At 65.2% G+C, this 13,237-nt stretch carries 12 protein-coding genes; 6 read left to right on the forward strand and 6 right to left on the reverse strand.

Translation table 11 applies throughout. The annotated features are described in order from the left end of the window. Nucleotides 1-43: 43 nt before the first annotated feature. The 3 genes from ACFQX9_RS12555 to ACFQX9_RS12565 form a co-directional block, all read right to left on the reverse strand. On the reverse strand, nucleotides 44-1,162 hold the full coding sequence (locus ACFQX9_RS12555; RefSeq protein ID WP_377788735.1) for a DUF2336 domain-containing protein: 1,119 nt from the start codon (nucleotides 1,160-1,162) through the stop codon (nucleotides 44-46). 326 nt (nucleotides 1,163-1,488) lie between these two features. Beyond that, nucleotides 1,489-5,112, reverse strand: a complete 3,624-nt coding sequence (locus ACFQX9_RS12560) for an AsmA-like C-terminal region-containing protein (RefSeq protein WP_377788736.1) — start codon at nucleotides 5,110-5,112, stop codon at nucleotides 1,489-1,491. A gap of 139 nt (nucleotides 5,113-5,251) precedes the next feature. After that, nucleotides 5,252-6,481, reverse strand: coding sequence for a cytochrome P450 (locus tag ACFQX9_RS12565; RefSeq protein WP_377788738.1), 1,230 nt, complete (start codon nucleotides 6,479-6,481; stop codon nucleotides 5,252-5,254). Between the two features lie 127 nt (nucleotides 6,482-6,608). Here ACFQX9_RS12565 and ACFQX9_RS12570 point away from each other — a divergent pair, with 127 nt between their 5' ends. From ACFQX9_RS12570 to ACFQX9_RS12585, 4 genes are all read left to right on the forward strand, one after another. Further along, the gene (locus tag ACFQX9_RS12570; protein ID WP_085385110.1) at nucleotides 6,609-7,220 is read left to right on the forward strand and encodes a TetR/AcrR family transcriptional regulator; all 612 of its coding nucleotides are present in this window, start codon (nucleotides 6,609-6,611) and stop codon (nucleotides 7,218-7,220) included. A gap of 187 nt (nucleotides 7,221-7,407) precedes the next feature. Next, a complete protein-coding gene (locus ACFQX9_RS12575) occupies nucleotides 7,408-7,944 on the forward strand; it encodes a hypothetical protein (RefSeq protein ID WP_018454314.1) in 537 nt (178 codons plus the stop codon). Nucleotides 7,945-8,003: 59 nt separating this feature from the next. After that, nucleotides 8,004-8,357 carry a hypothetical protein gene (locus tag ACFQX9_RS12580; protein ID WP_026232714.1) on the forward strand — a complete coding sequence of 118 codons (354 nt, stop codon included), beginning with the start codon at nucleotides 8,004-8,006 and terminating at the stop codon, nucleotides 8,355-8,357. 22 nt (nucleotides 8,358-8,379) lie between these two features. After that, the gene (locus tag ACFQX9_RS12585; RefSeq protein WP_018454312.1) at nucleotides 8,380-8,802 is read left to right on the forward strand and encodes a hypothetical protein; all 423 of its coding nucleotides are present in this window, start codon (nucleotides 8,380-8,382) and stop codon (nucleotides 8,800-8,802) included. Between the two features lie 76 nt (nucleotides 8,803-8,878). On the opposite strand, the gene ACFQX9_RS12590 is transcribed toward ACFQX9_RS12585, so the two are convergent. After that, on the reverse strand, nucleotides 8,879-9,334 hold the full coding sequence (locus tag ACFQX9_RS12590) for a hypothetical protein (protein ID WP_026232713.1): 456 nt from the start codon (nucleotides 9,332-9,334) through the stop codon (nucleotides 8,879-8,881). 114 nt (nucleotides 9,335-9,448) lie between these two features. Then, a complete protein-coding gene (locus ACFQX9_RS12595; protein WP_240543379.1) occupies nucleotides 9,449-9,937 on the reverse strand; it encodes a MarR family winged helix-turn-helix transcriptional regulator in 489 nt (162 codons plus the stop codon). Between the two features lie 119 nt (nucleotides 9,938-10,056). Between ACFQX9_RS12595 and ACFQX9_RS12600 the strand changes: the two genes are divergently transcribed. Both ACFQX9_RS12600 and ACFQX9_RS12605 read left to right on the forward strand, forming a co-directional pair. After that, nucleotides 10,057-10,965 carry an alpha/beta fold hydrolase gene (locus tag ACFQX9_RS12600; protein WP_247820432.1) on the forward strand — a complete coding sequence of 303 codons (909 nt, stop codon included), beginning with the start codon at nucleotides 10,057-10,059 and terminating at the stop codon, nucleotides 10,963-10,965. Nucleotides 10,966-11,021: 56 nt separating this feature from the next. Next, entirely contained in the window at nucleotides 11,022-11,825 is an 804-nt protein-coding gene (locus ACFQX9_RS12605; protein WP_018454308.1) for an isocitrate lyase/phosphoenolpyruvate mutase family protein, read from the forward strand. A 95-nt stretch (nucleotides 11,826-11,920) separates the two neighbouring features. Here the strand turns inward: ACFQX9_RS12605 and ACFQX9_RS12610 are convergent, their stop codons facing one another. After that, nucleotides 11,921-13,225 (reverse strand): glycoside hydrolase family 130 protein, encoded by a 1,305-nt coding sequence (locus ACFQX9_RS12610; RefSeq protein WP_085350311.1) that lies wholly within the window; start codon nucleotides 13,223-13,225, stop codon nucleotides 11,921-11,923. Nucleotides 13,226-13,237 lie beyond the last annotated feature (12 nt).

Here is a 13,237-nt window from a genome sequence, read left to right on the forward strand (position 1 = left end):
CCAATTCCCGGATGATGCTCGGTGTACCTGTTCGGTGTACCGCTCAGTGCACCTGCAGCTCGGGCTGACGACCCGTGACGGGATCGGTGCCGGTCTTGCGCGATTGGTAGAACTTCAAGACGCTGCGCGAGGTCTCGATCTTGAGCTTGCCGAAATCGCGCTCGTTGTCGTGGAGCTCGCGCGCCGTGATCAGATGATCCTTGGCGCCGAGGAACAGCAGCGACATGGTGGTGTCCCAGGAGAAGTCGAGCGCCTTGCACAGCACCAGGATCATCTCGCGATTGCGGTCCATCATCGCACGCTCGATCACGTCGACCGGCAGCGACGACAACAGCGACAGGCCGATCTGCACCTCGTCGAAGCGGTGCTGGCGCGCATAGTTCGAGATCGAGTCCTGGTTGAGGTTGCCCTGCCGGTACTGCGTCGTCACCACGCGCTTGGCGACGAAATAGCTGCGCGAGGACGGGCCGAACTTGGACTGCAGGTCGCCGGTGACGTCGCTTACCGAGCTCTGGATCTGCGCCATCATTTCCGGGCGCTCGTGCTCGAGCCGGCGGCGGACGTCCTCCGACGCCTTCGAGATCAGCTGCTGGAAGATGTGACGCGGCACGTCCTTGCGCAGGCCAAGCTGCTCGGCGAGAATCGAGTCACCCTCGGCGCGGCGGACCATGTGGAGCAGGCCCGAACCTGAAAAGCGCGCGCCCTCGTTCCGGGCAACCGACGCCACGACCTCCTGGTCGCCGCGCTTGACCAGAACGTCGGTGACGGCCTCGCCGATCGACTTGCGCTGGGCGATCGCGAGCAGATGCGACTGGCTCTTGGTCATGGCGCTCTCGACCAGCAGCTTCTCGTCGATACGATTGGAATCGCGCAGCACGGGACCGGCGACCTCGATTTCGTCGGCGATCGCGAGTTGCGCAACGACATTGAGCGGAGCGTGATCGCAGGCTGCCATCACCTCGGAGAGCTGCACCCGTGCGGCGACCTCGATCTCGTCGGCGAGCCGGCCGATGACTTCGCCGAACGTGCTGATCTCGTCGTCGCTGTAGCGACCGGTGATCAGAATGTCGGTCGCGTGCCACAACGCCTTGGTCCGGCTTTCGTCGGTGCCGCGTGCGATTGCGTCGTCCAGATCCTGCAGAAGTGTTGTCGCGCCGTTCATCCCTATGACCCCAGTTCTTGGCTGGCCATCCTGCTTGTGCCGGCAGGACGCCGAGTTCCTCTGGGAACAGAGGCTAGGGAACAAACGCGAGAATCCGGTAAAGTCGGCAGATCAGTTTTGCCGGGGAAAATTCGATAAAAAGCGAGGGAATGAGGTTACCGGTACGTCACGAGGAAGCTGCGCCCCCTCTCCCGCTTGCGGGAGAGGGTTGGGGTGAGGGTGTCTCTCCGGCGCCATGGCCGGGCTTGTCCCGGCCATCCACGTCTCACCGCCTGGGACGGAGAACGTGGATGCCCGGGACAAGCCCGGGCATGACGGACTATCGCCTACGGATTTGACGGCGTCAGCACCAGCGGCGGCTTTGGCTTGGGCTTTGCGGGCGGCGGGCCCGGGGCCGGCCTCACGTCGATCGGCGGAGGCAACGGCGCGATCTGCGTGCTTGCAAGCGGCGGGCTTGGTGCCGCGGGAGCGGCCTGCGGCGCCTTTGGCGTCGGCGCAACCCTGATATCGGACTTGGGCTTCGGCGGCGGCGCACGGCGCGGATCGCGGCCGGGCATCGGCACATCCGTGAGCGACGGCTCCGGCTCCGGGTCTGGGGACACCAGGGTCGGCAACGCGGCGGTGGCCGGCGGCGGTTCGCCGCGCTCGATGGCGTCCAGCCGGCGCGTCTCGCGATCGATCGTGCGTACCGCGAGCCACGACGACAGCGGCCCGAGATCGACGGTGCGATTGAGCCTGTCGGGGGGACCGGCCGCGAACAGCTGGATTTCCGGCGGCGCGCCGGAGAGCCCGGTCATGATCGGCGTCAGGTTGGCGCGGATGTCGGCCTGGTCGGCGGGGATGTCGTAGCCGCCGGAGACGATGGCACGCGCGTTCTTCGCCTCTAGCGACGTTGCGCCGACGCGCAGGCGCCCGTCCCGGATCGTGAACGGGATCTGCGCCGAGGCCACTGCAATCGGACCCGCCGACAGTGCGGGCTCGACCAGCTGCCGCAATCGATTGTCGTCGGCAATTTGGCCGCCGTCGCTGGCGCGGATGGCGATTTCGAAGGCGCGTGGATTGAGGCCGGAGATTTCAGCGGATTCGAGCGTCACCGTACCGTTGCCGGCGAGCGCACCGGTGAGCGCCGCGACGCTACGGCCCTGGCTGGTCAGCGCCATCTGCGCCGAGGCTCGTCCCTTCGGCAGCGCGAGGTCGCGGTAGCGCAGCGCCGCCGCGTCGACATTGCCGAGCTCGATGCGCGCGTTGAGCGTCAGACCATTGGCGCCATTGCGCGCATCAAGGCTCGCCGACATCTCGCCGCCGCCGACGCCGCCCTTCATTGCGTCGAGCGCGAGCGACTGACCGTCGCTCCGGACCGTACCGCCGAAGGGGCGCAGCTCGATGCCGCCGGGCAACGTGCCGTGCAACGCCTGGAAGGCGACGCGGCCGCGCCAGCCGCCGAGAAGCCCGGCACTCAGCGGCGCATTGGCATCGTGTCCGGCCGCGCCGATGGCCATCGCGAGCGCGGGCACGAGGTCGAGCGTATCGACGCCGACTTCGCCGTCGACGGTCTTCTCCTGATCGAGCGTCACCGCCAGATGACCGCGCAAATGCGAGCCGGCCAGGGTGCTCTCGAGATCGTTGAAGGTCAGACGGTTGCCGGAGAGGCCGACGCGCGAGGACAGATTGACGCTCTGCACCGATTTATCGGCCGGGCTGGTCCCGAACAGCGGCCCCAGATTGGCGTTGCGCACGCGCAAATTTACGCTGCCTTTCGGCTCCGACAATTCGACGTTGCCTTGTGCGTCCGCATCCAGCCCGCCGCCGCTAAGCTTGGCATTCAATTGCAGCTGATGGCGCCACGCGCCGCTCAAGCGGCCTTCGAACTGCGAAGCGCCCTCGCCTGCGGCCACCACGCGATCGAGCCCGAGCAACGCCAGCAGTGCACTGGCTTGCGGTGTCGCGACTTTCGAGTCCAGCGTGAAGTCGCTGTTGCGCAAGCGGTCGACGTCGATGCCGTTGACGGCGGCCACCGGCGTCTGCGCAGCCAGCGTCGCGGTGGCCTTGAGCTGCGGCGCGTCGAGTTCGAGGACAGCGCGCGCGTCGTTGCGATCGGCGTGCTCGGCGTTCTTGTCGAGGCTGAGGTCGAGCTTCAGGCGGGTCGCACCCGGCAGCGACGGGATGGCGTCGAAGCGCGCGCGCACCGATGGCGCAAGCGGCTCGAGCAGTGCAGTGAGATCGCGCAGCGAATTGGCGGAGGATTTCAGCGCGAGCTTGCCCGTGGCCTTGGCGCGGTCGAAGCTGCCACTTGCTTCCGTGGTCACGCCACTGGCCTGGCCGAACCGCAACTGCTCCAGCGAGAGCGATGCGGGGCCGTAGCCGAGTTTCGCGGTGAACGGCCGCAGCTCCTGCCCGGCCGAGATCGCGCGGCCGATATCGAGCGACAGCTTCGCTTCCTCCGGCCATTCGCCCTGCGGTCCCGAAAGCGCGCGCACAAAACTTGCGGCCGCATCGAGGTCAAGGCGGTCGGCCTTGAGCTCCGCGTCGATCCGCGAGCCCTTGCTCGCGCCGGTCTGGACGAAAGCGATGCGGCCTTCGACCGCGCCGCCGTCGATCTCGGCCTTCAGCCTGTCGATGGCGAAATGGTTGGCGGCGATGGTCACGTCACCGGCAAGGCGCAGCGGCCGCGTGCTGCGGCGGTTGACCTCGCTGCGGCCCTGGAGCCAGGCCACTAGCGTATCGGGATCGGAGGAATCGACGCTGAGACGGCCGCTGAAGCTGTCGGCGCCGGGCGTCGCGCCGTTGAGCGAGAGCTGCGTCTGTCCCGGCGCGCGCAGCTCGAGCCGCTGGAAGGTCCAGGATCGTCCGTCGGTCGCAAGCTCGGCCGTGATGTTCTGGAGCGGCCGTGCGCCGAGCATGATCTGGTCGGAGTTGAACTCGATCTGTGCCGGGATCGGCGCCTGCGGGATTGCGGCGAGGCCTGCGCGGAGCGCCGGAAGGATGCGCTGCGGCTCGTCCTTGCCGGTCAGCTTGTCGGCATCGACCTGGCGCGCCGACAGCACCGCACGCAGCAGCGGCGAAGCCCCGAACCTGATATCGCCGACGCCGCCGAGCTTCAGCGCGGAGTCTTCGGACCCGAAGCTGGCGTCGACCTGCTCGAACTTGGCGCCGGCCGGATCAGCCTTGAGTTTCGTCGTGAGCTTCCAGGGCATCGGCCCCGCCTCGCCCGGCTTCTTCGGCGCCGGCACGGCGAACGTCAGCGCGCCCTCGAATTTCGGCAGGCGGTTGTCGAAGGCGAGCACGCCTTCGAGATCGGCGAGGATCGCGCGCTCGCCGGGATCGATGTTGAGGTGGAGGCGGGTGGCATTGCCGTCGGCGCTCGGGCCGGAGGAGACGCGGAACGGATAGCGCACGCCGCTGAGGGCAAAACTGCCGTCGCCCCGGACCGAGCCGGCCAGCGAGCGCACATCGCCGGAGAAAGCGATGTCGTTGAGCTCCAGTGTCGAATGGCTGGCGGCATCATGCAGGGCGATGCGACCGGTGAGATTCAGCCGCTCGATCGCCAGCGATGCCAGATTGAAGCTCCCGCTCGCGGTGGACGGCAGATCGACCCGCCCGCGCGCGTCGAGGCCGAGATCGACCGCCATGCCATTGACCGAAAGCTCGGTGGCGCGCCATTCGCCGCGCATCAGCGAGCTCAGGCTGAATTCGACATCGAGCTTGTCGGCGCGCAGGCGGCCGAGATCGTTGTTGCCGCCGAAGGTGACCGCGCGCAGCCGCAGCGTCGGCGCCGGCAACAGCCGCGCGTCGAGCTCGCCCGCCACCCGCACCGGCACGCCGATGATCCTGCCGGCCTCTGCTTCGAACTGGGGCCTGAACTGGTTCCAGTCGACGAAGTACGGTCCGATCAGAGCGGCCAGCAGCGCTAAGATAAAGGCAATCGCCAATCCGAGCAGCGTCGTCTGCACGGGTCTCCCCTCGGCCAAACCGGATGCGGGCCTTGCCTGAGCCGCAGGGCCTCAGACGTACCGGAACAGCCCCTTATATAGGGGGAAGTGTGGCGAAGTCACAGCGACTGTTGCGCGCGGAGGTTAACGCCGGCAGCCATCACCAGCTCGCAGGCAGCCGCTTCAGGCCGCGCAGCACGAAGGTCGGCCGCCATTCGGGGTTTTCGACGTCGTCGATGCGCAGGTCGGGCAGCCGACGCAACAGCGTGGCGATGGCGATCTCGGCCTCGAGGCGGGCCAATTGGGCCCCCAGGCAGAAATGGATGCCACCGCCGAACGACAGCGGCCTCACATTCTGGCGGGTGACGTCGAGCCGGTCGGGGCGGTCAGGATAGACCGCCGGGTCGCGGTTGGCCGAGCCCAGCAGGCAGAGCACGGTCTCGCCCTTGGGGATCTTGGCGCCGCCGAGATCGTCGATATCCTCCAGCGCGACCCGCCCGGTCATCTGCACCGAGGAATCGTAGCGCAGAAACTCCTCGATCGCGCCCACCATCAGGTCCGGCCGCGCCTTCAAAAGCGCGAGCTGGTCCGGATTGCGATGCAGCGCCAGCAGGCCGTTGCCGATCAGATTGACCGTGGTCTCGTGGCCGGCGCCGAACAACAGGATGATGTTGGCGGTCAGTTCCTCGTTGGTGAGCTTGTTGCCGTCTTCCTCGGCCTGCACCAGCTTGGTGATGAGATCGTGGCCGGGATTTTTGCGACGAAGCTCGAACAGCTGCTGGAAATACATCTGCGCCATCATGTTGCCGGCGTTGCCCTTGGCGATCTCCTCCGGCGAGAGCGGCACGGGATCGAGCAGCCGTCCGCCATCGCGCGAGCTGTTATAGAAAGTCTCGCGATGGTCCTCGGGGATGCCGAGCATGTCGCAGATGATGGTGACAGGCAGGCGGAAGGCGAAGTCTTCGATCAGGTCCATGTGGCGGCGGTCGATCACGGCATCGATGGTCTGGTCGACGATCTCCTGGATGCGTGGCCGCATGTCCTCGACGCGGCGGGCGGTGAAGGCCTTCACGACGAGGCCGCGCAGGCGGGTGTGGTCGGGCGGATCGGCCTGCAGCATCCAGTGGCTCATGCTGCGGAAGACCGGCTCCTCCATGATCTTTTCGCTATAGCGGCGCCTGGAGCGCTCGACGAAATCCTTGCCAAAACGCTTGTCGCGCATCACGAGGCTGACATCGGCATGGCGGCTGGCGACGAACTGGCCGAACGGCGTCACGTGAATCGGGTAGATCGCGCGGAGCCGGTCATAATGCGGATAGGGATCGCGGATGAAGTCCGGCGACAGCGGGTTGAACAGCGGACCGCCGGTGCCCTGCACGTGCTCGTTCATGGTGACCTCATATCGGTTGCCGCATGAATCGCATACGCCGCAGCCCCTCTTGCGCAGCGTAACCATCCCGGAATTATCAACTCGATACATTGTTGTATCGAGTTGCATTTTGCCCTAAACTGCCCCGATGTCAAGGGTGAGAACTAGGCCGACCAGGGACGACACGCGCGACAGGCTGTTCGAGGCGGCGGCGCGCGTGTTCGAGCAGGACGGCATCGGCGGCGCCAGCATCGAGGCGATCGCGGCGGCGGCCGGATTTAGCCGCGGCGCGTTCTATTCCAACTTCAAGAGCAAGGACGAGCTGATTATCGCCATGCTCGAGGACCATGTCGCGCAGTCGATCCGGCGCAACATGGACATCCTCGCGCAGCACGACAATCTCGACGACTTCATCGCGGCGCTGAAGGCGATGGATCGCACAAGGCAGGATCCGCTCGGCCGCTCGCCGCTGCTCCACATGGAGATGATCCTGTTTGTCGCCCGCGCCGAGAAGCGCCGACCGGAGCTTGCGAAACGCCTGCGCGCGCGGCGCAAGCTGGTCGCCGACATCATCGAGGCCACGCTGAAGAGCAACGCGAAGGGCGACACGCTCAATCCCCCCTGGATGGCCTCCGTCGTGCTGGCATTGGAAGACGGCTTTCGCCTGCACCGCCTGATTGATCCGGAGACGACGCCGGCCGACAGTTTTCTGCGCGCGATCACGGATCTGCGGCGCAGGACGGGATTGTCGTTGAAGTAGCGTTTGTTTTCTTCAGATCGTCGCGCTTCGCTGTTCCCGCTCGGCATCGGCGCGCCGCGCCGCTGGAACCTCGTCGCAATTCTCGCGCGCATTTTCCACATCCTCATACCGATCCAAGGAACGTTTCTGCAGCTTGCCACTTTATCCCGTGCCTGTTTTGGCAATTTGATCATTCGAGGAGACAGCGATGAGGATTCTGAAATTGTCTGCGGCCGCAGCTGCGCTGCTGGCCGGTACCGCGCTCGCCGTGGCGCAGTCGAGCTCGACGGTCGGCACTGGCGGGTCGTCAGCCGGCGGTGGCACCAGCAACTCGACCGTAGGCACGGGCGGTTCATCGGCGGGTTCGGGCAGCGGATCGGGCTCGGCCTCGACGCTTGGCACCGGCGGCTCGTCGGCGGGCGGCGGCACCAGCAGTTCGTCGATCGGCACCGGCGGCTCTGCCGCGGGCTCCGGCAGCGGCTCAGGCTCGGCCTCGACGCTCGGCACCGGTGGTTCGTCGGCGGGTGGCGGCAAGAGTTCGTCCAGCGTCGGCACCGGCGGCTCTGCGGCAGGCTCCGGCTCCAACTCGGCATCGACAGTCGGCACGGGCGGCTCGTCGGCCGGCGGCGGCAAGAGCGGCTCGACCGTGGGAGCGGCCGGGTCCTCCGCGGGACATGCCAGCGACATGGGCATGGAAAAGGGCAAAGGCCACCACAAGGACGAGATGAAGAAGGACAAGGACTGACATCCGGCCGGCGGAGCGGCAGCAATGCCGCTCCTTCGTCCTTCCTGAGGAGGACTGGCATGAACAGACCAATCGTTGCGATCGCAGTTTTGACTTTGATGAGCAGCGCCGCTGCGGGGGAAACCATGCAGAAAACCGGCAAGACCGCCTCCGGCGAGACCTGCCGGGTCACGGTGGAAAAACATCCCGACGGCAGCATTACCGCGCTGGGGTCATCGGGTTCGGGCACCACCGGCTCGACCTCATCGAGCGGCTCGCTGTCGAGCTCTAGCTCGGCCGGCGGATCGTCGGTGCACGTCCAGGCCGGTGGCGGCAACGTGTCGAGTTCGTCCTCGACGGCCGGCGGGCCGGGTTCGACCAGCGCGAGCACCGTCACGGTCAACGGCTGCACCATCTCGACATCGTCGCCCTAGCAAAAGGATTTCACAGATGAGAATGTTGATCGCGACCTCGTCGGTCGCACTTCTGCTCGCCGCCGCCTCACCGTTGTCGGCGCAAACCAGCATGACCGGCGGCACCGGGGGCTCGGCCGCGGCCGGCGGCACCTCGGCCAGCACGCTCGGCACCGGCGGCACGTCGACGTCGGGCTCCGGACAGACCGGCTCGTCGATTGCAGCGGGCGGCAGCGCCGCGTCTGCCAACGGCAAGGCGCAGTCCGGCACCAGCATGAACAAGGGCAACGGTCCGGTGCTCAATTCCAATGCGCGCGCGCAGGCGCATGAGGGTGGTACGTTCAGCCGCTCCCACACCCGCACGAAAGTCAAGGCGGGCGAGGAGGTCGGGTCGACCACCAAGACCATGTCGCACGTGCCGGGCTCCAAGCCGACCATGTCGACGACATCGACCAACGTGCGCTGAACCATCCTCACCAGACTGCTGCCCGCAACCTGCGGGCAGTTTTTCTTTGTGAGCAGGTTTTTCGTTGGTGAACGGATCAACCGCCGCTCAGCGTGCGGCTGACGCGGGTCACGAGTGCATCCCACTGCCGCTTCTCGGCGGCCGGATAGTTGATCAGCACGCAATGCACGTAGCGGCGGCCAAAGTTGCAGCGGTCGTACCAGATCTTGCCGCCCCGGGTGCTGGAGACCACGAAGAAGCGCGGCGTGATGCGCTTGTAGGTGATGCCGGGCGGCGGATTCTTCCGCGCCAGGAAAGCGGCCGGTGAGCTGCCGTCATTGGGAACGGCCTGCACCGTCAAATCCGCACGGCCGTCGCTGGTCCGGTACTGCATGCCATAGCCGTCGGGCCGGCCGGCTTGCTCGGTGAAGATGGACGAAGGGATATCGACGCTGGTCCCGGTCTCGGGAATGCGATAGCCACTCCAGCTGTCCGCGCGGGCGGCAGCCGGAAAGGCACAGAGCATGACAAGGATGGTGGCGATCTTCTTCATCGTATGGCCCGGCTTGTGCTGGTGGGCCGACAACGTGGGGAAACGCCGGACGTTCCTTTCCGCGATGTGAACGCGCGTTGCGCCCAAGCCGGATGATAGTCTCGAGCGCGCCCGCTAGCGAGCGCGTTTGCCCTTGTCCGTGGGCAAGGGGCAATTCGTACAAGCGCTGTCGTCGCACATGCGGCAGATCGTGAAGCGATCCATCTCGGAGGTATCCTGCCGAGCCAACAACTCATGGAGCAGCGTTTCAAGGCGCTTCGTTTCGGCCGGCGACAGTACATCCAGAAGCGACGCGACGGCCGAAATCCGCGAAGTCATCAAATCGTTGCGGATTGCGGCGCCCTTCGCCGTCAGGTGCAAGGCAACCTCGCGGCCGTCCTGTCCGGGCCGACGTTCGACCAGCCGATCCGACACCAGACGGTCCACCAGCCGGACCGTTCCTGAATGCGACAGGCCAAGGATCCGCCGCAGCTTGTCGTTGGTCATGCCCTGGCCATAGCCGATGACGACCAGTGCCGCAGGGGTCTCGCCACCGCGGCCTATGACCTCGCGCGCGCCCTGCTCAATCCGATCCATGACGGCGAGCGAAAGCGCCCCCAGCAAATTTGCGATTCCAGTTTCCATACGCCGACAATATGTGCGGAGCGCACAAAAAACAACTTGACGATATGTGCACTCCGCACATAATTTGGATCGCAGGCTCGATCACATGGAGAATGACGATGAATACTCGGAGCGCGGCACGACAAGCGAATGCCCAAGCGGATACCAGGGGCACCGAACCCGCCTTGAAATACGTGCAGGCCAACGGCGTGCGCTTCGCCTATCTCGAACAGGGCGATGGCCCCCTGGTCATGCTCCTGCACGGCTTTCCCGACAATGCCTGGTCGTATCGAAAGCAGCTGAAGGTCTTCGCGGATGCCGGGTATCGTGCCGTCGCGCCGTTCCTGCGTGGCTATGCGCCGACCGAGATTCCGGCGGACGGCATTTTCGATCCGATCGCACTGGGCAAGGATCTCGAAGCCCTCATCGCGGCGCTGAGCGACGACGGACAGGCACGCGTCGTCGGCATGGATTGGGGCGGCACCTCGACCTTTCAGGCGCTGGCCACGGCGCCATCGGCAATCAAGGCCGCCGTGGTCATGAACACCGCGCACCCGATTACAATTTCGAGCATCAGACGGGATCCGGAGCTCGTTCGAGCCGTCTTCCACGTCTATTTTTTCCAGCTGCCCGGCGCCGAATCCGCGGTCAATACCGAGGGCCTCCCCTTTGTCGACTATCTCTGGAAGCTGTGGTCACCGACATTCAACAATGCCGAGCACATCCGTTCGATCAAGGAGACACTCAGCTCGCCCGGCACGATGGCCGCGGCGCTGAAATATTACGGAGGCCTGACCGATGCGGGGCTCACGGGCCGGCTGCCGATCAATGACATGCACACGCCGACGCTGACGATCTATGGCAGCAACGATCCGACAGCGAGGTACTCGGTCAAGGAGGAGCCGCTGTTCAAGGGGCCGCACAAGCGGATTGTCCTGCCCGATGTCGGGCACTTCCCGCACCTCGAGCGTGAGGAAGAAGTCACCGGCCTGATCATGGACTGGTTCAAGACGCACGCGCCTGACTGAACGCAGAGGGCGGTGGCCCACAACATCCTTCGATTTTCTAATCTGGAGTGCGCGCAATGGACGCCAAGACACAACATCAATATGCCGAGACCTTTCATGCCCTTCACAGGAAGGGCGATCCGCTCGTCCTGTTCAACGCCTGGGACGCCGCCACCGCCAAAGCCATCGCGAAGACCGCTCCGGCCATCGCGACCAGCAGCGGCGCGGTCGCCTCCGCACTTGGATACGCCGACGGAGAAAATGTCCCGTTCGACATGGTGACCGGCCTCGTATCGCGGATGACTGCGGCCGTGTCAGTTCCAGTCTCAATCGATCTGGAGGCAGGATATGGCGACACCCCGGAGGCCGCCGCCAGATCGGCGACCGAGATTTTGAAAGCCGGCGCCGTCGGCATCAATATCGAGGACGGGCTATCGGGGGGAAAGCGGCAACTGGTCAATCCCGAACTCCATGCCGCCAAGATCAAGGCCGTGCGCGACGCCGCGAAAGATCTTGGAGTTCAGCTGTTCATCAATGCGAGAACAGATCCGTTCCTGCTGAAATTCGGATCGCCGGACGAGTGCATGAACGAAGCGGCAAGGCGGGCGAAGGTCTATGCCGAGGCCGGCGCCGACGGAATTTTCGTCCCCGGCCTCACCGATCTCGCTCTCATTGAAAAGTTGGTTCAGCTCACGCCTCTGCCGGTCAACATCATGGTGACACAAGGCGTTCCCGCACTTCCGGATCTGGCTCGCGTCGGCGTTCGGCGGGTCAGCCTCGGGCCGTGGCCGATGATGGCCGCGATGCGGATGATCGGACAGGCCGCGGCCGCGGTCGCCGCGACCAAGCAGTACGGCACGTTCCTGCAACCGGATGCCTGAGCCCGGATATCACCAGCTCGACGCAGTGTTCTGCGCCGACCGCTTCACGCTTTTCCAATCCACCGGATGGATGTCGAGAACGGTCAGCGCAGTTCCTATGCGCTCCTGTCCATGGCCGCGATCAAGGATCCGATCTCGATTGTCGCGACATTGCAGTAGCTGTCGGAGACCGCGTAGGGGAAGATGATCTTGTCGTGGTGGCGCATCGCGCCGCAAGTGTAGACGACGTTTGGAACATATCCTTCGCGTTCGGAAGGGTCCGGGCGCAATAGTGGCTCGCGCAGGCGGCCGAGCACCTTCGAAGGGTCGTTCTTGTCCAGCAGCGCGGCCCCGATCGAATATTTTCGCAAAGGTCCGACGCCGTGCGTCAGCAGCAGCCACCCGACGTCGAGCTCGATGGGTGATCCGCAATTGCCGATCTGCACGAATTCCCAGGGGTATCGCGGCTTCAGAATCGGCTGGCCGCCATCCCACGTCTGGAGATCGTCGGAAAAGATCAGATAGAGGTTCTCGTTATCCTGGCGCGCGATCATTGCATATCTGCCCCCGATCTTGCGCGGGAATAACGCCATGCCCTTGTTGCGCGCGGCACTGCCCTTCAGGGTCGATAGCCGGAACGATACAAAGTCGGACGTCTCGATCAGCTCCGACCGGATTGCCCGTCCGCTATAGGCGGTGTAGGTCGCGTAGTAGATCGTCTCGCCGGCGTTGCTGAAATGCACAAAGCGGGCGTCCTCGATCCCGTTCGACTGCGCTTCGGTGACCGGGAAAATCACCCGCTCGCTCAGATCCTGGCCGGCCGCGAATGTAACATCAATCTCGTCGCCGCCAGCGCCCGATGTCAGCCTGACGAGATCGGGGCTGGATGCAAGGCGCGCGGTCGGGTCGATGGTCACGGTCCCGTCTGCCGCAATAAGCCCCGAGCGAAATGTCAGGGACGACACGTGACCCTCGCCGACGGCACGAAGACTCAGGATGAAGCGAAGGCTGCCTTCCGGCGTTCCGGATTGATCGGGATGCGGCACGATACTCGGATTGAACAATGCCGAGGCCTCGAACGAATATTCGTTGAGAAAATAGGCGCCCGCGAGTTGGCGCTGCACCTGCGTGAATACAGCATGGTCGGCCAGCGCCTCTTCCATCTCCGCGGCGCGGGCCTCGAAGATCTGCAACAGGTTGCGGTGACGACCGAGGAAATTCTCCAGAACGTCGGCCAATTGCCGGTCGGCCGTCTCGGCATCGAGCGCGAGGACCCGTTCGACGATATGGTTGGCGCGGGTCTTGTCCGTCGGATTGAGGTCGCGCGGCTCTGTTGCCGGCTTGAAAGGCCGAACGATGACACGGGTCGGATCAGGCCGCAGCTGAAGGGCTTGGCGTTTGAGGAAGGGAGATTGCGACAAGACGGCCTCGAT

It is taken from the genome of Bradyrhizobium sp. GCM10028915, assembly GCF_042666195.1.
GTDB lineage: Bacteria > Pseudomonadota > Alphaproteobacteria > Rhizobiales > Xanthobacteraceae > Bradyrhizobium > Bradyrhizobium canariense_D.

What these genes read in the sequence shown, in the direction of transcription:
- ACFQX9_RS12555 (WP_377788735.1), bottom strand. Translation starts at nt 1,162, where the DNA reads ATGAACGGCGCGACAACACTTCTGCAGGATCTGGACGACGCAATCGCA.
- ACFQX9_RS12565 (WP_377788738.1), bottom strand. Translation starts at nt 6,481, where the DNA reads ATGAACGAGCACGTGCAGGGCACCGGCGGTCCGCTGTTCAACCCGCTG.
- ACFQX9_RS12570 (WP_085385110.1), top strand. Translation starts at nt 6,609, where the DNA reads ATGTCAAGGGTGAGAACTAGGCCGACCAGGGACGACACGCGCGACAGG.
- ACFQX9_RS12575 (WP_018454314.1), top strand. Translation starts at nt 7,408, where the DNA reads ATGAGGATTCTGAAATTGTCTGCGGCCGCAGCTGCGCTGCTGGCCGGT.
- ACFQX9_RS12580 (WP_026232714.1), top strand. Translation starts at nt 8,004, where the DNA reads ATGAACAGACCAATCGTTGCGATCGCAGTTTTGACTTTGATGAGCAGC.
- ACFQX9_RS12585 (WP_018454312.1), top strand. Translation starts at nt 8,380, where the DNA reads ATGTTGATCGCGACCTCGTCGGTCGCACTTCTGCTCGCCGCCGCCTCA.
- ACFQX9_RS12590 (WP_026232713.1), bottom strand. Translation starts at nt 9,334, where the DNA reads ATGAAGAAGATCGCCACCATCCTTGTCATGCTCTGTGCCTTTCCGGCT.
- ACFQX9_RS12600 (WP_247820432.1), top strand. Translation starts at nt 10,057, where the DNA reads ATGAATACTCGGAGCGCGGCACGACAAGCGAATGCCCAAGCGGATACC.
- ACFQX9_RS12605 (WP_018454308.1), top strand. Translation starts at nt 11,022, where the DNA reads ATGGACGCCAAGACACAACATCAATATGCCGAGACCTTTCATGCCCTT.